At 40.3% G+C, this 21,296-nt stretch carries 15 protein-coding genes; 5 read left to right on the top strand and 10 right to left on the bottom strand.

Going from position 1 to position 21,296, the window contains the following annotated elements:
* Window positions 1-15 precede the first annotated feature (15 nt).
* A complete protein-coding gene (locus H3299_RS05515) occupies window positions 16-444 on the top strand; it encodes an organic hydroperoxide resistance protein (protein WP_182419287.1) in 429 nt (142 codons plus the stop codon).
* A gap of 296 nt (window positions 445-740) precedes the next feature.
* Here H3299_RS05515 and H3299_RS05510 read toward each other — a convergent pair whose 3' ends face one another.
* The 3 genes from H3299_RS05510 to H3299_RS05500 all read right to left on the bottom strand — a co-directional run bounded on the left by H3299_RS05510 (window position 741) and on the right by H3299_RS05500 (window position 4,174).
* The gene (locus H3299_RS05510) at window positions 741-2,003 is read right to left on the bottom strand and encodes an AGE family epimerase/isomerase (RefSeq protein ID WP_182419286.1); all 1,263 of its coding nucleotides are present in this window, start codon (window positions 2,001-2,003) and stop codon (window positions 741-743) included.
* Window positions 1,996-2,853 (bottom strand): glucose 1-dehydrogenase, encoded by an 858-nt coding sequence (locus H3299_RS05505; protein ID WP_182419285.1) that lies wholly within the window; start codon window positions 2,851-2,853, stop codon window positions 1,996-1,998. The genes H3299_RS05510 and H3299_RS05505 overlap by 8 nt, the downstream gene beginning before the upstream one ends.
* 259 nt (window positions 2,854-3,112) lie before the next feature.
* On the bottom strand, window positions 3,113-4,174 hold the full coding sequence (locus H3299_RS05500) for a zinc ABC transporter substrate-binding protein (RefSeq protein ID WP_182419284.1): 1,062 nt from the start codon (window positions 4,172-4,174) through the stop codon (window positions 3,113-3,115).
* 629 nt (window positions 4,175-4,803) lie between these two features.
* On the opposite strand from H3299_RS05500, the gene cysS reads away from it, so the two are divergent.
* Window positions 4,804-6,309, top strand: a complete 1,506-nt coding sequence (cysS, locus tag H3299_RS05495) for a cysteine--tRNA ligase (protein WP_182419283.1) — start codon at window positions 4,804-4,806, stop codon at window positions 6,307-6,309.
* Entirely contained in the window at window positions 6,309-7,931 is a 1,623-nt protein-coding gene (gene cimA / locus H3299_RS05490; RefSeq protein ID WP_371739807.1) for a citramalate synthase, read from the top strand. The genes cysS and cimA overlap by 1 nt, the downstream gene beginning before the upstream one ends.
* Before the next feature lie 56 nt (window positions 7,932-7,987).
* Here cimA and purU read toward each other — a convergent pair whose 3' ends face one another.
* Window positions 7,988-8,872, bottom strand: coding sequence for a formyltetrahydrofolate deformylase (purU, locus tag H3299_RS05485; RefSeq protein ID WP_182419282.1), 885 nt, complete (start codon window positions 8,870-8,872; stop codon window positions 7,988-7,990).
* 313 nt (window positions 8,873-9,185) lie between these two features.
* Between purU and pyc the strand changes: the two genes are divergently transcribed.
* Window positions 9,186-12,644, top strand: a complete 3,459-nt coding sequence (gene pyc / locus H3299_RS05480) for a pyruvate carboxylase (RefSeq protein ID WP_182419281.1) — start codon at window positions 9,186-9,188, stop codon at window positions 12,642-12,644.
* A gap of 58 nt (window positions 12,645-12,702) precedes the next feature.
* On the opposite strand, the gene H3299_RS05475 is transcribed toward pyc, so the two are convergent.
* On the bottom strand, window positions 12,703-13,164 hold the full coding sequence (locus H3299_RS05475) for a RidA family protein (RefSeq protein ID WP_182419280.1): 462 nt from the start codon (window positions 13,162-13,164) through the stop codon (window positions 12,703-12,705).
* A 404-nt stretch (window positions 13,165-13,568) separates the two neighbouring features.
* Between H3299_RS05475 and mltG the strand changes: the two genes are divergently transcribed.
* Window positions 13,569-14,696: an endolytic transglycosylase MltG gene (gene mltG / locus H3299_RS05470; RefSeq protein WP_182419279.1), complete on the top strand. Its 1,128-nt coding sequence runs from the start codon at window positions 13,569-13,571 to the stop codon at window positions 14,694-14,696.
* A gap of 95 nt (window positions 14,697-14,791) precedes the next feature.
* Here mltG and H3299_RS05465 read toward each other — a convergent pair whose 3' ends face one another.
* The 5 genes from H3299_RS05465 to H3299_RS05445 all read right to left on the bottom strand — a co-directional run bounded on the left by H3299_RS05465 (window position 14,792) and on the right by H3299_RS05445 (window position 21,268).
* Window positions 14,792-16,624, bottom strand: a complete 1,833-nt coding sequence (locus H3299_RS05465; RefSeq protein WP_182419278.1) for an ATP-binding protein — start codon at window positions 16,622-16,624, stop codon at window positions 14,792-14,794.
* 17 nt (window positions 16,625-16,641) lie between these two features.
* Window positions 16,642-17,328, bottom strand: a complete 687-nt coding sequence (locus H3299_RS05460; RefSeq protein ID WP_182419277.1) for a response regulator transcription factor — start codon at window positions 17,326-17,328, stop codon at window positions 16,642-16,644.
* Between the two features lie 619 nt (window positions 17,329-17,947).
* Window positions 17,948-19,036, bottom strand: a complete 1,089-nt coding sequence (locus H3299_RS05455) for a hypothetical protein (protein WP_182419276.1) — start codon at window positions 19,034-19,036, stop codon at window positions 17,948-17,950.
* Window positions 19,037-19,544: 508 nt separating this feature from the next.
* Window positions 19,545-20,054: a CinA family protein gene (locus H3299_RS05450; protein ID WP_182419275.1), complete on the bottom strand. Its 510-nt coding sequence runs from the start codon at window positions 20,052-20,054 to the stop codon at window positions 19,545-19,547.
* Window positions 20,051-21,268 (bottom strand): bifunctional 2-C-methyl-D-erythritol 4-phosphate cytidylyltransferase/2-C-methyl-D-erythritol 2,4-cyclodiphosphate synthase, encoded by a 1,218-nt coding sequence (locus H3299_RS05445; RefSeq protein ID WP_182419274.1) that lies wholly within the window; start codon window positions 21,266-21,268, stop codon window positions 20,051-20,053. The genes H3299_RS05450 and H3299_RS05445 overlap by 4 nt, the downstream gene beginning before the upstream one ends.
* Window positions 21,269-21,296: the final 28 nt, after the last annotated feature.

Raw genomic sequence — 21,296 nt, 5'->3', positions numbered from 1 at the left:
ATTTTAGGAGCAAACATGTTAGAAAAAGTTATTTATACAACAAGTGCAACAGCTAAAGGTGGCCGTGAAGGTCATGTTACATCGCAAGACGGTGCCATCAACCTAGACTTGATCAAACCAAAAGAAATGGGCGGCAATGGCAAAGTCGGCGCAAATCCTGAAACTCTTTTTGCAGCTGGCTATGCAGCCTGCTTTGAATCAGCAACGCGCTTTGCGGCTGCCCAAAAGGGTATGAAAATTGGTGAAGATAGCTGGGTTAAGGCCGATGTTGGTATTGGCCCTCGTAAAGAAGGTGGCTTCCAATTAGTTGTAACGCTTAACGTTCATCTTGATGGCCTTGATAAGCAACAAGCTGAAATGGCAGCGCTTACTGCCCATAATGAAATTTGCCCCTATTCCCATGCCACACGTGGCAATGTGGAAGTACAAATCAAGATTGTTTAAATTTTAATTATTCAAAATAAGAAGGCGCTCACCCTATCGGAAGGGCGCCTTTATTATTCAAATTTTAAAACAATTTTCCCAGCCCGAACAGGTATTGAGCTATCATCAGCCACATTTACGATTACAATCTTGAAATCTTTTTTGCTTTATTTCTCTCGTAGATTGATTTGTAAAATAATTATTAAAAAAACATCAAACCGCTAATAACGGTATGATGTTTTAAGCGAAACAGTTAATTCACAAACGGACAATAACCAAATTTAATAGTTTAAATCCATAATGCTATCAATCAACAATTATTGATTTATTTGCATACGTTGAGCAAGCATTGTTGCAAGCGAGGGAGCTAGAGGCAATATCGGCGTTAAGGTTGATTGATAAGCATGATAAAGGTCTGGCTTTCCTACATAAATTTTACTTGAGGGATTGTTGTCGCCATCAACTTCATTATGCCAGCTACCACCTCGCCGATCAATCATGTGTAAATCGAGAAAATCCCAAAATCGCCGATACCAAACTTCGTATTTAATATTGCCAGTACGTTTTAAAAGCGCAGCGGCGGCAGTAATAGCCTCGGCTTGCACCCAATGAGCACGATTACTTACATTAGGATTATCCTGCCAATCAATTGTATAAACAATACCCGGCTTGCCGTTTGCCGCCCATCCAGTATTAACACCTGCGTCGAATAATTTGCTTGCATCTTCAAATAACCATGTTGGCGCTTCTTCACCATTTAGAAGTAAAGCCGCTTCAAGCTTTAGCAGTAAGTGGCTCCATTCTAAAAAATGACCTGGTGTCATGCCAAATGGCCGCATATCATCATAAGGTTTATCCTTATTGAAATCCCGCATTAACAGCCAATTTTTATCAAAATGCTCCGGAACTCGATAATTATGTTCACGCGCATTGGTATGGATAATACGATGGGCAATCCGCAAAGCTCTTTGCCGCCAAATAGAAGAATTTAACACGTCAGCAAGCGCCATACACATTTCTACAGAATGCATATTACTGTTTGCACCGCGATAGTTTTCCTCATTAGACCAATCTGCCGCAAAACTTTCGCGCATGGCTCCTTCATTTTCCGACCAAAAATATTCTTCAAGGATATCAACAGCTTGCTTAAGAAGAAGTTCAGCCCCTTCGGTTTTCGCTACAACTGCTGATGACGCAGCCAAGCCAACGAAAGCATGAAGGTAGGCAATTTTTCTTGCTTGTGGTTGATCTTCTGCCTGTTTCCAACCACCATGCTTATCATCATGCAATGGCCCAAGAAGAGCCTTAATACCATGTTTTACAAGCGGCGCGCAACCGGGTAAACCTAATATAGAACCCAAAGCGTATGCGTGGGTCATACGGGCGGTTATGATTGTTTGAGCAACCGCGTTGTCAGGAAGATTACCTTGATCATTAAGAGCGGTAAAACCGTTTTTAACGCGAGACTCTTTTGAAAAGTCTAACAGCCTTTGTCCTTGCTGCTCTAGCCAGCGATGATGTCGCTGGCTATGTAACCATGTTTGTTCTGATGGCGAAACAGATGCTAATGTGTCAACCATTGATAATCATGCCACCGTTAACATGAATGGTTTGCCCAGTGATAAATGATGAATCTTCACTAGCAAGATAAACATAGGCCGGGCCTACCTCACTTGGCTGACCAATGCGCGCCAAAGGAACACTTTTTCCCATATCGGCCACAATCTGAGGATCGATAGGTCCAAATCCAGCAGGCTGAATTGGCGTCCATACCGGACCGGGCGCAACTTCATTCACCCTTATACCTTTATCTGCTAGTTGTAATGCCAAAGCACGCGTAAAACCTGCTTGCGCTGCTTTAGTAGTTGAATAGGCAACGAGCATATCATTTCCAGCAAAAGCATTGACCGAAGTTGTGTTAATAATCGATGCACCTTTATGTAGATGAGGTAACGCCGCCCTAGTTAAATAAAACATTGCATGCACATTAATATCAAAATGCCAATGCCAATCATCATCAGAAATTTCACCAAGGTCTTTAGCAACCTTTTGAATACCTGCATTATTTACGACAATATCTAATCCACCAAATTGCTCAATAACAGTTTTAACGACATTATTACAATTTTCCACTTTTCGTAAATCCGCTTCAATCGCTAAAGCTCGCACACCCTCTGCCTCAATGAGTTTCTTTGCGTCTTGGCCATCGTCAGCTTCTTCTGGAAGGTAAATAATGGCAACGTCAGCACCTTCACGAGCAAAATGCAATGCCGCGGCCCTACCAATACCACTATCTCCACCCGTAATAAGTGCCTTTTTACCAGCTAATTTGCTTGAACCTTTATAGCTATCGCGTATATGTTGAGCTGGTGGAATAAGTTTAGATTCTACACCAGGCATGTGATCTTGAGATTGTGGAGGAATTTTCATGATACGTACTCCGTTTGGGTTGTTAAAGTTAAACGGAGACAAGCATTAATGGTTGCAATAAAAATATAGCTAAATTTGCACGCTAAACCATATTTTCAAAAAAAGAAAAAAATTACGTTAAATATCAGTTAGATAGAATTTCAAATAGCTAATTCTTGATAAAGAATATTTTAGTAAATTATAATTTACCAATCACAAATTTAATTAAAGCCACTTATAAATGGCCCGCTTTTAAAACAAGCGGGCCAAAAAACTTAAATTATTCGGAAAGACAATGTTTCAATGAATGAGCAATTTTTTCAATCATAAGCTCGTATTGCATTGGTCCTTCTGGAATATCGTAACCAAGTGGATCAAGCTCACCTGTTTTGACGCCTGTGCCTTCTTGAATAGTTTTAACAACACGCGGCTCAAATTGTGGTTCTGAAAAAATACACGCAGACTTTAAGTCTTTTACTTTTTCCTTAATTTCGGAAATACGCTGTGCACCAGGTGCTTGCTCAGGATTTACTGTAATAGAACCCGCAGCTGGAATACCAAAGCGTTTTTCAAAATAATGATATCCGTCATGGAAAACAATAAATGGTTTACCACGTACCGGTGCAAGCTCACTATTTACTTGCTTAATCAATGTATCAAGCTTTGCCACATAGGCGGTTGCATTTTGCCGATAACGATCGGCATGTTCTGGGTCTTTTTTTGCCAAAACTTCAGCAATATCTTTAACGGCCACTTTGGCGTTTTCAGGATCTAGCCAGAAATGCAAATCCTTATGATGATCATGGTCGTGATCAGCTTCTGCGCTTTCATGCTCATTGGCATGCTCATGAGCATGATCGTGGTCATGCGCATCGGCCTTTTCTGCCTTATCATGGTCGTGGTCAGCCTCCCCATGTTCGTGCTCATGATCATGGTCGTGGTCATGACTATGGGCTTCGAACATACCTCCTTCACGCATATCAATAAGCTTTATGCCCGGGATTTCAGAAAGAGCAACCTTGTCTGCTTTTTCCGCAAGGTTATCAAGCGGCTTTATTAAAAATGTTTCCATGCTTGGGCCGGCCCAAAAGACAATATCAGCTTTGGCCAGATTATCGGCGTCACTTGGGCGCAAAGAATAGCCATGCTCTGATCCTGTCCCTTTCACAATCAATTCAGGCGTGCCAACACCTTCCATAACCGTTGCAACCCAAGAATGGATCGGCTTAATTGAAGCGGTAACTTTAGGAACTTCAGCAAAGGCACTTGCTGAAAAAACAGAAACTGAAACAAAAACAGAAGCGGCAAGCAACTTGCGAAAGCTTTTAACCAAATTTGTCATTTTGCATCCTTTAAGAGCGTTATTGACGGATAAAATGTAAAATATCAAATCTAACCAACATATAAGGTGAAAGCTGAAACGCTAGCAGACCGCAATATAGCCCCGCACAAATCTAACAATCCACCATATGCAACGTTATAATATAACATTTAATGTCATACGCTTTTAAAAATCAAGTAACAATATGTTATTTTCATATTACAACATCATTTACCACAATTTATGTTTAAACCGCAGCAAAGAATGATTTGTAGAAAATGTGCTAATCATTTTGCAATCATCAGACCTAAATTTCCAACAATAAAAATCGTTAAAAATTGGTACATTAAGTTTAATATTTAATGAATTTTGTTAACAATAAGCCAAAAATTGAAGCAGCAGAATTAAATCTTGAAATGATATTAAGGCATATAAATTCTTTGTTTGAATTTTTCTAACAACACTTGACGCAGATTGGTAAAGCGCGCTAAATGTGTTTCATGAAAACATTTGAAACCACAATTTGTATTTTTACAATTATTATTGACTAGCTCATTGCTGGTCTGGTTGTTTTCATCACTGTTATCCCTTTAAGCAGAGATTAGCGCCCAGATCAGCGGCAAGAAATCACGCACATAAAGGTTGCAGCCATGGCAGTGTTGAAGTTTTATAATTCCCTCACACGACAAAAAGATGATTTTCATCCAATTAATAAAAACAATGTGCGCCTTTATGTTTGTGGACCAACAGTTTATGATTATGCCCATATAGGCAATGCGCGCCCTGTCATTGTTTTTGATGTGTTATATCGTCTATTGCGCCATATTTATGGCCAAGACCATGTGCTTTTTGCCCGTAACATTACCGATGTGGACGATAAGATTAATGCGCGTGCCGTACGCGATTATCCAGATCTGCCACTTAATGATGCAATTAGAAAACTCACCGAGGAAACGAATAACCAGTTTCAAGCAGATGTGACAGCATTGGGCTGCTTACCGCCTGATGAACAGCCACGCGCCACCGACCACCTTGGCGAAATGCGCGCCATGATTGAACGCCTTATAGAAACTGGTCACGCCTATGTAGCAGAAGACCATGTGTTGTTTTCCGTTGCCAGCATGGGCACTACCCCACGCTATGGCGCATTATCGCGCCGCTCGCTTGATGATATGATTGCTGGCGCGCGCGTTGATGTTGCGGCCTATAAACGTGACGAAATGGATTTTGTTTTATGGAAGCCATCGCTTAATGGCGAACCTGGCTGGCCCTCACCTGCTGGAATAGCCGTTAATGGTCGCCCTGGCTGGCATATTGAATGCTCGGCAATGTCGATGGCAAAATTATTGCAGCCTTTTGGTGGTGGTCTACAATGCGATGATCCAATGGCCAATATTTTTGATATTCATGCCGGCGGCATTGACCTTATTTTTCCCCACCATGAAAATGAAATAGCTCAAAGCTGCTCGGCTTTTGGCAATGAACGCATGGCAAATTATTGGTTGCATAATGGCTTTTTACAAGTTGAAGGTCAAAAAATGTCTAAAAGCCTTGGCAATTTCATCACTATTCGAGAAGTCTTAAATGAAGATTTACCGCAATTTACTGGTGAGGTGAGCGAGGAATTGCGCAGCATTTGGGCAGGGCTCTCGGCACGTTTTTCCATGTTGCAAACCCATTACCGCGAACCAATAAATTGGACAAAACAACGCTTAACCGAAGGTGCAGATGAACTTTATCGCTGGTATGAGCTATTACGTGACATTAAGTTTGATGGCAGCATCGATACAAGCGCCGATAATGAGATGGTAGAGGCATTATCCGACGATCTTAATACATGGAATGCAATAACCACCTTAAGGCGTTTTTACAAAGAACGCGATGCACAAGCATTGGGCGAAGGTATGGCTTTGCTTGGTCTTCTCCGCCAAGATTTGATTGACAATAAACAAAACCCGCTATTTTACCGCAAAGCGGAACTATCAGACGATGAAATTCATCAACTAATTGCTTTAAGACTTGAAGCTATAGCCGCTAAAGACTGGGCAAAGGGTGATGAAATTAGAGATAATCTTGCCAAGCAAAATATCTTGTTAAAGGATGGAAAAAATCCTGAAACCGGAGAACGTGTAACCAGCTGGGAAGTAAAAAAATAATGCGTGATTATATAACCCTTTATGACACAACTCTGCGTGATGGACAACAGACACCCGGTGTTGATTTTTCGCTTGCAGATAAGCAGACAATCGCCAAAATGCTTGACGATTTTGGCCTTGATTATATTGAAGGCGGTTATCCAGGCGCAAACCCAACTGACACGGCTTTTTTTACCCAAAAGCCGACCCAAAAAGCTAAATTTGTCGCTTTTGGCATGACAAAAAGGGCTGGCATTTCTGCTTCTAATGATCCAGGCCTTAGCATGTTAGCGCAAGCAAAATCAGATACCATTTGCTTGGTTGCTAAAACATGGGATTACCACGTGCGTGTCGCACTCAATTGTAGCAATGACGAAAACCTACAATCGATTGCAGAATCGGTAAAATTTGTCCAAAACGCAGGTAAAGAAGCAATGGTCGATTGCGAGCATTTCTTTGATGGCTATAAAGCAAATCCGCAATATGCGCTTGCCTGCGCCAAAGCAGCCTATGATAATGGCGCACGTTGGGTGGTTTTATGCGATACCAATGGCGGCACTCAGCCAAGTGAAATTACCAAGATCATCGAAGCAGTAACCAAAGTGGTGCCAGGCGATCATCTTGGCATCCACACCCATGATGATACAGGCCAAGCCGTTGCTAATTCATTAGCCGCCATTGAAGCAGGTGTGCGGCAAGTGCAAGGTACATTAAATGGCATTGGTGAGCGTTGCGGTAATGCCAATCTTATTACATTAATGGCAACCCTTGGCTTAAAACCCTTTTGGTCAGAACGATTTAAGACAGGAATTGCACCTGAAAAATTAAGAAAATTAACCCAAATCTCCCGCAGCTTTGACGATATATTAAACCGCAACAGCAATGAGCAAGCCGCCTTTGTTGGTTCATCAGCTTTTGCAACCAAGGCAGGTATTCATGCGTCAGCTCTTTTAAAAGAACCTGAAACCTATGAGCATATTCCACCACAATTAGTCGGCAATAGCCGCCGCGTCATGGTTTCCGACCAAGGTGGCAAAGCCAATTTTATTGCCGAGCTCCATCAGCGCAATATTATGGTTGAAAAAAGTGATCCACGACTTGATAGCCTTATTAATATTGTCAAAGAGCGTGAGGCATCTGGTTATGCTTATGAGGGAGCGGATGCAAGTTTTGAGCTTTTAGCTCGCAAACATCTTGGCACTTTACCTGATTTTTTCCATATCCAATCTTTTCGCTGTAGTGTTGAAAGAAGACACCAAGGCAATGGCTGCATTGCTTTAATGTCAGAAGCGGTTGTAAAATTACGTATTGATGATGAAATTCATATGTCGGTTGCCGAAGGGCATGGCCCCGTCAATGCTCTTGATATTGCGCTGCGTAAAGACCTTGGTAAGTATCAAAGTGAAATTGCAGATATGTCACTGATTGACTTTAAAGTGCGAATTTTAAATGGTGGCACAGAAGCTATCACCCGCGTATTGATTGAAAGCCAAGATAAATCTGGCATGCGTTGGCGCACCGTTGGGGTATCCGATAATATTATTGATGCTTCATTCCAAGCGCTGCTCGATTCTGTTGTCTATAAGTTGGTAAAAAACCGCACTGTACAAGATGAAAATTTATTAAATCAACAAAGCGCTTAAAAAAAATAGCCTGCTATCAGATAATGATAGCAGGCTATTTTAAAAATTTACATTAACTATCCCATACGCTCAGACGCGTAACTTCCTGGGCTTGCTGGAAAGACAACAACGCGGCTACCATTGATAAAATTACGATGTTGGATATGTGCGTGAACAGCACGAGCCAAAACTTGTGCTTCAACATCACGGCCAATGGTGACAAAATCCTCGGCATTTTGTGCGTGGGTAATACGCTCTACCGCTTGTTCAATAATTGGCCCCTCGTCTAAATCTGCCGTTACATAATGGGCTGTTGCACCAATAAGCTTAACGCCGCGTTGATAAGCTTGTTTATAAGGATTTGCGCCTTTAAAAGATGGTAAGAAGGAATGATGGATATTGATGATACGACCCGACATTTCCTTGCATAGTTGGTCAGACAAAATTTGCATATAACGGGCAAGCACAATCAACTCCGCACCGCTTTGGCGCACAACATCCATAAGTTCTTGTTCAGCTTGTTTTTTGTTTTCCTTGGTCACTTTAATGCGATAAAAAGGAATATCATGATTGGCAACGATCTTTTGATAATCAAAATGATTAGATACCACTGCAACAATATCAATTGGCAAAGCACCTATGCGCCAGCGATATAAAAGGTCATTTAAGCAGTGGCCAAAGCTAGAAACCATAATGACAACTTTCATACGCTCTTTTGAATCGTAAAAATGCGTATCCATGGTAAATTTTTGCGCAATATCTGCAAAGCCTTCCTCAAGCTCGCTCAAACTCGCTCCAAGTTCTGATACGAAACTTACCCGCATAAAGAACTTACCCGTTTCAAGATCATCAAACTGCGAAGAGTCAATAATATTACACCCCTTATCAGCAAGATATCCTGAAATGGCTGCAACAACACCACGCATAGATTGGCAAGAAACAGTTAAAATAAAACGACTCATCACAACTCCAAAACCTTACAAGACTATCTCTTAAATCGCCCATTTAGAGCTTTTTATAAGCATATTCCAGTCTTTTCTTATTAGCATGTTGTACCGAACAAGTTAAAAAAAATTTGGCGCAACTAAAACAGCTTATAAAAAGTCTCGCACTCTTATTTAAACATTCACAAATATAAACCAACCAAAAAAATAAATATATACATATAAAATTGCACAATACAAATAAATGTTATATTTTCTATTTTGTTTCTCTTGCTTTATCGGCAACTATATTATTTAAATATAAGCATATATGCTTGGGAGGAACTTAATAATGCGCATTAAAAAGCTACTTGTGGCAAACCGGTCAGAAATTGCTATCCGCGTATTTCGTGCCGCCAATGAATTGGGCATTAAAACCGTTGCTATTTGGGCGGAGGAAGACAAATTAGCACTTCACCGCTTCAAGGCTGATGAAAGTTATCAAATTGGCCGCGATCCACAATTAGGGCATGAATTAGGGCCGATTGAAAGCTACTTATCAATTGAAGAAATCATCCGTGTTGCCAGGCTTTCTGGTGCTGATGCTATTCACCCAGGTTATGGTCTGCTGTCAGAAAGTCCGGAATTTGCAGAAGCTTGTGCGCAAAATGATATTCTGTTTATTGGCCCTAAACCACAAACCATGCGCCAATTAGGCAATAAGGTTGCAGCAAGAAACCTGGCTATTGATATTGGCGTTCCCGTTGTACCAGCAACAGAGCCCCTGCCCGACAATATTGATGAGATAACCAAACTTGCAAAAAGCGTTGGCTTTCCACTCATGCTTAAAGCCTCATGGGGTGGTGGTGGCCGTGGCATGCGCGTTATCCGTAAGGAAGAAGATTTAGCCCGCGAAGTATTAGAAGCTAAACGTGAAGCCAAAGCTGCTTTTGGTAAGGATGAAGTTTATCTTGAAAAGCTAGTTGAGCGCGCTCGCCACGTTGAAGTGCAAATTTTAGGCGATACCCATGGCAATGCTGTGCATTTATATGAGCGTGATTGCTCTATCCAACGGCGCAACCAAAAGGTAGTTGAACGCGCACCAGCCCCTTATCTCAATGATACACAGCGTCAAGAAATTGCTGCTTACGCCTTAAAAATTGCCCATGCCACCAATTATATTGGCGCTGGCACAGTTGAATTTTTAATGGATGCCGATGAAGAAAAATTCTATTTCATTGAGGTTAATCCGCGCATCCAAGTTGAACATACAGTGACCGAAGAAGTTACTGGTATTGATATTGTTAAGGCACAAATCAAGCTACTTGAAGGCGAAACCATTGGTACAGCAAAATCTGGTGTACCGCCGCAGGCACAAATTCAGCTAAATGGCCATGCCTTGCAATGCCGTATTACCACCGAGGATCCTGAGCAAAATTTCATCCCTGATTATGGCCGGATTATCGCTTATCGCGGTGCAACTGGCTTTGGCATTCGCTTAGATGGCGGCACCGCCTATAGTGGTGCTGTCATCACGCGTTTCTATGATCCATTGCTCGAAAAAGTAACGGCTTGGGCACCAACTTCTGATGAAGTTATTGCGCGAATGGACCGAGCCTTACGCGAGTTTCGTATTCGCGGTGTTGCCACCAATCTTACCTTTTTGGAAGCAATTATTTCCCACCCCAATTTTGCTGCCAATAAATATACAACGCGCTTTATCGACACCACACCAGAGCTTTTTCAATCGGTAAAAAGGCAAGATCGCGCCAGTAAATTATTGACCTATATTGCTGATGTAACCGTAAATGGTCATCCTGAAACAAAAGGGCGCGCAAAACCGGCAGCCAATGCCGCTTCACCGGTTATTCCGCAAACCAAAAGCCACGAGATTAAAGCTGGTACCAAGCAAAGATTTGATGAATTGGGACCCAAACAATTTGCAGCATGGGTACGAGAGCAAAAACGCGCCCTCATTACCGATACGACCATGCGTGATGGTCATCAATCCTTATTAGCGACCCGCATGCGCAGCCATGATATTATCAATATCGCTCCAACCTACGCGAAAGGCCTATCAGAGTTGTTTTCGCTTGAATGTTGGGGGGGTGCAACTTTTGATGTTGCCATGCGGTTTTTAACTGAAGATCCGTGGGAGCGTTTGAATAAAATACGAGAAGCCGCACCCAATATTTTATTGCAAATGCTTTTACGCGGCGCCAATGGCGTTGGTTATAAAAGCTATCCCGACAATGTGGTAAAATATTTTGTTCGCCAAGCTGCACAAAATGGCATTGATGTTTTCCGTGTTTTTGATAGCCTTAACTGGGTTGAAAATATGCGTCTTTCGATGGATGCCGTTTTAGAAGAAAATAAAATATGTGAAGCAGCTATTTGTTATACAGGCGATATTTTAAACTCTGCTCGACCTAAATATGATCTTGGCTATTATTTAAAACTCGCCCGTGAAGTGGAAGCAGCTGGCGCCCATATTATTGCAATCAAAGATATGGCGGGACTGATGAAGCCAAACGCGACACGCATATTATTTAAAGCACTGCGTGAGACAACTGCGTTGCCACTTCATTTCCATACCCACGACACATCAGGCATTGCCGCCGCGACTGTTTTGGCAGCGATTGAAAGTGGTGCGGATATCGTTGATGGCGCAATGGATGCATTTTCAGGCAATACATCGCAACCCTGCCTTGGCTCCATCGTAGAAGCGTTGAAGGGAAGTGATCATGATACCGGTTTGGATACTAATCTTATTAGGCGAGTATCATTTTATTGGGAAGCGGTACGCCAACAATATGCGGCTTTTGAAAGCGACTTAAAAGGCCCAGCATCCGAAGTTTATCTACATGAAATGCCCGGAGGCCAGTTCACCAATTTAAAAGAACAAGCAAGATCCTTAGGGCTTGAAACGCGCTGGCACGAGGTTGCCCAAGCCTATGCCGATGTAAATCAAATGTTCGGCGACATTGTTAAGGTTACTCCCTCATCAAAAGTTGTCGGCGATATGGCTTTGATGATGGTATCGCAAGATCTAAGTGTTGAAGATGTTGAAAATCCCAACAAGGACATCGCTTTTCCAGAATCAGTCGTATCGATGATGCGCGGTGACTTGGGACAGCCAGAAGGTGGTTGGCCAAAACAACTCCAGAAAAAAATATTAAAAGGTGAACAAGCTTTTACAGTACGCCCCGGCGCATTATTGGAAGACGCTGATCTTAATAATGAGCGCCAGCAAATAGAAGAAAAAGCTAATCGTAAAATTAGCGACCGTGAATTTGCTTCCTATTTGATGTATCCAAAAGTTTTTTCTGATTTTATCGCAGCTGCCAATCTTTATGGCCCAGTTGCCACGCTGCCAACACCAATTTATTTCTATGGCCTCAACCATGGCGATGAAATATTGGTTGAAATTGAACAGGGAAAATCATTGGTCATCCGCAATCTTGCAATTGGCGAAAGCGATGAAAATGGCATGATCACGGTATTTTTTGAGCTTAACGGCCAGCCACGGCGCGTTAAAGTGCCCGATCGTCTACATGCAGGCGCAGTTAAAACCAGAACTAAGGCCGAGCTTGGCAATATAAATCAGATTGGTGCGCCAATGCCCGGAGTTGTTTCAGAAGTTGCAGTCAAAACTGGCAATAAGGTTCAAGCCGGTGATGTATTGCTATCTATTGAAGCTATGAAGATGGAAACAGCACTTCATGCAGAAAAAGATGGTATAATTGCTGACGTCTTTGTTAAGCCAGGCGACCAAATAGATGCCAAAGACCTATTAATGACTATTGAATAGGTTTTTAATAAAACTGTGAAACCTCACTTTTTAATAAAATGAGGTTTCACTTCAAAACTTAAATTTCTAGAATAGCTTCAACTTCCACTGTTGCATTGAGCGGCAAGCTAGCAGCACCAACTGCAGAGCGCGCATGTTTACCCGCTTCACCCAACACATTTACAAATAGGTCAGATGCGCCATTTGCTGCTTGCGGAATATCATAGAAATCAGGCGCACTTGCAACAAATACAACAATTTTGACCACACGCTTAATTTTATTAAGATCACCAAGTGCTGCTTGTGCTTGCGCCAAAACATTTATCGCACAGGCTTCAGCCGCTTTTTTGGCGTCTTCGATAGTAACATCTTGCCCCACTTTACCTGTGGCTAATAATTTTCCATCTTTGAGCGGCAATTGCCCTGAAATAAATAACTGGTTTCCGCTTTGCGCATAAGTAACATAATTGGCAACAGGAACCGCGGCTTGCGGTATAGTAATTCCCAAATCACTTAGTCTTTGGCTAACTAAATCTGACATGATATTCCTTTCCATAAAATAACTAGAATTATACACAGTTCAAAAAAAACGCCTAGCGCATTTTTAATAAAATACAATTCATCCTTGCCTAAATGGATAAGGAAAGAGGAGTTATCCCTAAACAATAAAGGAACAAATTGATGGATGTAGGTGGACAATCACAACATGTACCACCCTTAGCAACAGATTATAGCACATTACTTTTTTCAAAGCCCTAGAAAAGACATCTTATGCCATCTAAAAGACAAATGCCTTTGTTATTTTAACCAAATAGCAGCAAAATCTAATTAAACTGCGACATTTAAATTTATCTTGACGCAACAAGGTCTTGAAAATATTCTTGGTTTGAAAGCCATTTAGAAATTGAATTGGATAATGTCCAAACCAAACATAAAGAAGCTACAATGACATCTCCTGCCCCAAACGAGCAAAATAATATAGAACCAAACAAGGTTGATCCAGAGCCCAACAATGCGGTTAAAAGCGTTAAAACCAAAAAAAGACGGCGTTCAAAAGCGGCGCGTAACCCTTTAGTTATTTTAGCGAACCTTGTTTTTTCACTCCTTATACTTGCCGCATTAGGGGCAGGATTTGGTATTTATTATTTAAAAAAGACATTTAATGATCAAGGCCCATTGCAACAGGCTGAAGTCATTTGGATCAAACCTGGGACAGGTATAAAAGAAATTTCAACAATGCTTGCTAGCAGTAATATCATTTCCAATGATCAAATCTTTGTCTATGGCATTGGATGGGAACAAAAAACTAAGGCGCTAAAGGCAGGTGAATATGAAATACCTGCCCACGCATCTATGCGTGATGTTATGAATATCTTGGTTCTAGGTCGCTCTATTGAGCATAGCATAACAATACCAGAAGGTTGGACTGTAACCCAAGCGCTAAATCGCATTGGCAGTAATGAAATATTAACTGGCGATTTAGCAAACGAAAAAATGCCTCCTGAAGGTGGTTTAATGGCTGATACAGTGACATTTTTACGCGGCACAACTCGTGCTGATATTGTGCGCCGCTTACAACAAAAGCAAGACAAATTGGTAAAAGACATTTGGGCTACAAGAGCTGCAGATTTACCGATTAAAAACATTAATGAATTTGTAACACTTGCATCAATTGTTGAAAAAGAAACGGGTATTGCGTCGGAACGTCCACAAGTTGCAGCTGTATTTGTTAATCGGCTGCGTAAAAATATGCGTTTGCAATCAGACCCTACTATCATTTATGGCCTTTTTGGTGGTGCAGGTAAGCCATCAGGGCGCCCAATATATCGTTCAGACATAGATAAGGAAACACCTTATAATACTTACAAGATTAATGGCCTGCCGCCAACACCAATTGCAATTCCCGGCAAGGATGCTTTGATGGCCGTTGCCAATCCACCAAAAACTGAAGATCTTTATTTTGTTGCTGACGGTACTGGTGGACATGCCTTTGCCAAAACGTTAGATGAGCATAACCAAAATGTTCGAAAATGGCGTGAGGTCGAGCGTTCAGGTAGTACGGCACCCAATTAAATAAAAAAACTAAAGCAGTTATGTAATATAAGAGACATAATTGTTTTAGTTTTAATTGTTCGTGACATTGATCATTCAAATTCATTTTGATTGTATCATAGATTTAAAGTGGCTATCAAAGTTGTTTTCCCTGGTCTTGACAAAACTTCTAAATGCCCCCCCACACGACTAATGCGCATTTTCATACTGCGCATACCAATGCTCATACCTGATTGAGCCACAGCTTCTACATCAAAACCTAAGCCATTATCTTCAATAGTAAGAATAAGCACATCATTCTTTGGTAGTTTTAAGCTAATTTCAACAAAATGTGCATGGCTATGCTTAATAACATTAGTTAAAGCTTCTTCAATTAAGCGTGTTAAAGCAAGGCACTGAATTGCTGTAGGCACAGTTTTCCACGATCTTTCAATGTACCATTTAAATTCAAGTCCAAGCTCCTCGAAGAGAGTTGAATAGCGATGTCGTACTTGAGCAAGCCATTCATGAGGAGTTTCGGGAACCTTAACACTTTGGCTTGAACTACTATCTATTGCCTGTCGTAAGTCATTACGAATAAGGCTTAGCATAGCTATAACCTCTTTAGAACTATAAAATGGCTTAGCCATCTCAACAGACGCCATCAGATGTACTAAAGAACCACCCAATCCATCATGTAAATCATTGGCAATCTGCAAGCGATCTTGTAATCTCGTATTTTCCATACTAAGCGCATATTCTTGCTCCAAGACAACTGATAACTCCCGTTTAGCCCTTGTAACACTTATACTTAACTCATCATTAAACGATGCAATCTGTTTAATATAATGCGCATGACGCCACCCAATTATACATATTATGTAAAGCGTGACAAAAATACTTACATAGGACGTTAAAGCAATTGGGTTAAACACAAGGTTTAACAAAAGTAATAAATCATAGATATACGCACCAAGAACGAGCAACCAACCTAATGCAAAAAAAACAATCTCTTTTTGGCGTTGTCGTAAACCAAAACAAAGAGGTTGTATGCAAGCAAATAAAAAAATAAACGTTCCTATAATTAAACTTAATACTTGCGCTATGCAAAGATTGATATCTGCAATAAACCAGGTTAAAACCACTAAAAATTCAATCACCAACCAAAATATGCACTCAACATAAAACAATCGCTGCTTAGCAAAACGAAGAATAAACAAACTAAAACTCATCGTTGTAAGCAGTAGGGCAATTGTATTGACACGGGCAATAACATAGCTATTCGAAAAGGGCCAAGCACTGGTAGCTAAAAAATTGCTTATAAAAATCAACCAAAAAACAATAGATATGGCATACCAACCATAAGCAGTCTGTCTCCTATCTACGATCCAAACAAAAAACAGCATTATAGCTAAGGCAACAGCTAAAATTATATTGATCAATATAACTGTTCGACTGTTCCAAATAAGCTTATCATAAAGCATTTGCATTTTGTTAGGATCACCCAAATAAAAGCCCCCCAAACCTAATGGCTGGCCTGGCACGCTAATTGCTTTAATCCATAATGTATTGATCCCCTCACGCAAATAACTCCTAGGTAACTGGAAGTATCGCGGTCTATTCCAACTACGCGATAAAGGCTCGGTAACGTTTTGGTCACGCCATATTTGCTGGTCATTAACATATACTTCGCCGGCCATTTGAATAGATTGTAAAACAACTGTAACTGGAGTAGCGATACCATCTTCACATAACTGCTGCCAATCAATACGATACCAGACTTTTTTTTCACTATTAGAACGCTTGAAATTCCAATTATCTGGTAAAGTTGTTTTAACCCAATACTCACTCAAAAGCGGTTTATTACCATTATGCAAAGCCCGAGCAGTTTTTATCGATAAAATCTGGACGGAACATATATCACCATTTTCTTTTGCCCATGCACATACTTGTCCAATAAAAAAAATCAAAAAAAATACACAGAACCTTAACAAATAAGACCCCATCTACGTGCTGTATGGATAGCTTTGGTTCTAGATGAAACGGACAATTTCCTATATATATGTTTAATATGAGATTCAATGGTATAGCGCGATAGCGAAAGTTGATCGGCTATCTCTTGATTGCCCAATCCTTGTGCTACCAAAATTAAGATCTCATGCTCACGCGGACTTAACCTCTCTAATTCAGCCATGTCATCGTCACCAACTTTGGCTGGCGGCAACTCTTCAATAATTTTACGGGCTATAAATGGATCAATAGGAGCCCCTCCGCGTATGACACTTCGCAAAGCCAGTGCAAGTTCCAAATCATCACGTTCTTTGACAATATAACCTGTTGCGCCAGCATGCAAAGCTGCAAAAATTATGTCTTGCGTACTCCAAGCAGATATAACGAGAACTCCTAAATCGCTATCACCAGCACGCAATTCGCGGATCAAATCAATTCCATTTCCATCAGGAAGCCCAAGATCAACAAGGGCAAGCGCTATCTTGGGTAAACTGGCTACATACTGGCGTGCCTCATTCAAAGTGGTAGCATGGATAATGCCATTTTCCCCATACCCCATAGCCAATAATAGAACCTTTAATCTGCGATAAACCATAGGGTCATCCTCAATTAAAAGAACTGGCTCTTCTAGAATTAGATCTGCAGCAATTGCTCGAATCACCATTTTAATTCCTAAGTTTCAAGAATAAATCTTGAGATCTCTCCCAACTTGTCTTTTTAAAAATCGCTTGGATAAACACAATAAAAACCCACCTTTAATAAACATCACCCTTTAATAAATAAAGCAATTCATATTTTTAAAAGTGCGGCCGCTCCTATAGAAAATAGGCAAAAAAGCCAATTGATAATATATTGAAATAAAACTATAAGATAGTGATACTCAAAATACATTCCGCTCTTCTTCATTAGTTAAATTTATTGCGATATATTTACATCTCTGCATATCTATCTGATTTATCCTGAAAAAACCCAATAATGAAAAATTAGGAAATAATATAGGTTCTACACTATAGATAGCAGACCCTAAGGCCCGCAAGCAATATCAGTATTTTAAAGGTAGGCTTTAAGTCCCCACAAAAAATGTTAGTACTATATATTAAAATCCATATTTGTATTCAGCATCTATTTTTCATCACCACTAACATGCAATATTTGAAATATTTAATTCAAACGATAAATATTATCATTAAAATTCAAAATCTTAATTCACATTTAATTATTTTAAAAATTTGATATAAACGCACTTAGCAGCAATTGATCAATTATCTGACGACATTGATAATTTATGCAAATAGAAGATAATGCGCCCAGGACGGATCTGCCTCAATAGTTTGTCGTACTTCACCAATTCCTTTGAATTTAACACGACACAAATCAACCATAAGACTGGCAGCATCTGCATTTTTAATTTTGAAATAACAATGTCTTTCACCGGCTTCAGGAAGAAAAACAATATGGGTCAAGAGACCCGTCTGGTCAACTTCAAGACAAGAAGCAAGCAAATCAGCAAAATCACTGGCGATGGTAAGACCATCTTTTGTAGAAAATGAATTTTCAACAATAAGAGTATTATAATATTCAGACACCCCTACCAATCGATCAGCATCAACATTTAGTGTGACAATCATTGGATTATCATCGCCATCGGTACCACGCAAAACAGTAAATTTGCTTTCATCAGTTGTAGAAAAATGTCCATCCCGTCCGCGTTTTTGCCAAATTTCATCAAGTTTTTTGCTAACATCATGCAAAGCAATTTCTTGTTCGCTATTATCACCATCAAAGGTAAAACCCCAATTGAAAAACGAGGTCATAAACCTTAATTCACCAAGCGTATGAACAGCCAACATTACCATTAACATCTTCCGGCTATCCGACAAATCTTTTTCAGAAAAACCTTTATAAGAAAGAATTAAGCTTAGCCGACTCTGATCTGAAACGATACGTGCCGTAACATTTTCAACCGTTACCTCATTGCCTTGATCATCATTCAAAATAATATCATTACTTGAAAGAATGGCGCCACGAAATAATGAAATTGGAATATCACGTGGAGCACCTTTAGCTAAAGCGAAGATATCATCAAGTACTGCTGCATTCCCATCAGAGGTTAGAACCAACTCGGTTTTTGCATTACCATTCACTATTCTTTGGGAAACTTCACATATGACTTGCGGAAAATTAACATGCAGCAAATTATTAGCAGCTTCCATTTTATCGATACTAGGCTCACCATCCCAATTTGCATATAACTTTGAAAACTCCTGCCAAAACTGCGCAACTCGAGGATCTACCTTGTTTGTTTCTGCAAGGGCCTGCTTAGAAATTTTTGCGGGATTGGGCTTACCACTTAGAAAATCGAACAAAGCCATCTATTTTTCCTCTAAATAAAGCAATAAAACAAATAAAAAGGTAAGGGAATATATTATTCAATTTAATAAATTAATAATAACGAAAGCCAAACTTTAAAGCATTATACGTCACAATAAAAACTATCAATTTTAATTAGTGATATCCCATTTATTACCTATAATATATAGCACCATATTAAATGCAAAATATTTTTTTACTTTAAAAGAAAAATAGCCCACGTTTTTTTGTTAAATAAAATTACAAAGACCATAATTTTTATATTTTTTGCAGGCTTAAAATCCAACATTAAAGCAATTTGTTATTGAAACATATCATTATTTTTTATCAAATCGCTAGAGAAAATTAAGCCTGTAAATAAAAGTGTAATTCATACCATATATTTCACCTACGCCTTAAAGAAGCGAATGAAAATACGCCCTCACATTTTCCAATAGAACAAAAATTTGTAACAATGACACAGACCAAAGATACCTAGCTAGTAAACTTTAAAATTTAAGTTAATAATCTTCAAGCTTCTGTGTTGTGTCTGATATTCGCAATGATAAGTTCCAAAGCCTTGACAACTGTCGCTTGCCGCACATTGCGACGCCCGATATCACCAAAATGCGCCTTAAAATGCAAAGGCTCAAAATGCTTGAAGGCAACAGCTAAATGGACAAGACCAACTGGCTTTTCACTTCCTCCGCCAGCGGGGCCAGCAATACCAGTGACTGCAATACTAATATCAGCCCTGCTATGCTGCAAAGCGCCCTTTGCCATTGCAATCGCAACCGGCTCTGAAACTGCCCCATATTTTTCCAATAAACATTGATCTACACCGACCATGCTCATTTTAGCTTCATTTGAATAGGTAACAAAACCGCATTCCACCACATCTGATGAACCGGCGATATCAGTAAGTGCGGCAGCAATCATTCCACCAGTGCAAGATTCCACTGTTGCCAATAAAAGCTTTTGCTGCCGGCAAATATTTAATACTTCACGGGCAAGCTCATCAATAATCTTAGCATCAATCATGAAGGCACCTCGCCTGAGTAAATAACATTGGCAGTAGCAATTGCAGCAATACCTTCACCTCGGCCAATAAAACCCAGCTTCTCATTTGTCGTTGCTTTGACCGATATTCTATCTATGGTAATGCCTAGCATGTCGCTCAATGCGACAACCATAGCATCACGATGTGGTCCAACTTTTGGCGCTTCTGCAATTAAAGTAATGTCAACATTGGCAATACGCCCCCCATATTGCTTAACAATTGACACCGCATGGCGAACAAAAATATGGGATGTAGCCCCGCGCCATTGCGGATCAGAAGGTGGAAAATGCGTACCAATATCCCCAGCCCCCCTTGTTGCTAATAAAGCATCCGTCAAAGCATGCAATGCAACATCAGCATCTGAGTGCCCAGAGAGCTTTTTATCAAAAGGAATATCCACACCGCAGAGGGTAACATGATCCCCCGCTTCAAAACAATGGACATCATAACCATTTCCAGTACGTATATCGGGATACATATTATCAACTTTCTGTTGGCTTTGCCCTTGTTGCTTTACAAATATTTGTCGAGCGCGACTAAAATCTTCTGGCCATGTTATTTTTATATTATCAGCCGAGCCTAACAATACTTTGACTGGAATATCATACGCCTCAGCAAGAGCAGAGTCATCGGTAAAATGATCTTGCCCATTTTCATGAGCTTTCTTATGGGCATCAAAAATCAAGGAAAAAGGAAAGGTCTGCGGTGTCTGTGCACTAAATAGACCATCTCGCTTAATTGTCGCAATAATATTATTATTACTATCCACCTGTTTCAAAGTATCGGAAACAGGAATTGCAATGATAGTGCCATTTTTAAGGGAAAGATTTTGATGAATATTATCAAGAATCTGCACTGTAACAAAAGGACGGGCAGCATCATGAATATGTACAAAGTCCGGTGAAGATGACGATAAATATTCAAGTCCAGCAAAAGTGGATATTTGCCGTGTGGCACCACCAATAACCAACTCTACACGCTGTGCAAAGCGCTGAAGTGCAGCTTTTGCAAGGTCTATATCATCCTCATGAACAACAATAATAATTTGCCCAATGTCAACACAATCGACAAACTTTTGCACGGTTTGACATATAACTGCTTCGCCTTGCAAATCTTCATATTGTTTAGGACCTATACTGCCAGCACGTTCACCGCGACCAGCAGCAAGAATAATTGCTGCAACCTTTTTTGACATTGAAATAATAAAGCCTCATCTCTTTTTG

Origin of the sequence: Bartonella sp. HY038 (assembly GCF_014117425.1) — a bacterium.
Lineage (GTDB): Bacteria > Pseudomonadota > Alphaproteobacteria > Rhizobiales > Rhizobiaceae > HY038.
The sequence above is the reverse complement of the archived record's forward strand: the minus strand, read 5'-3'. Positions and strand labels throughout refer to the sequence as shown.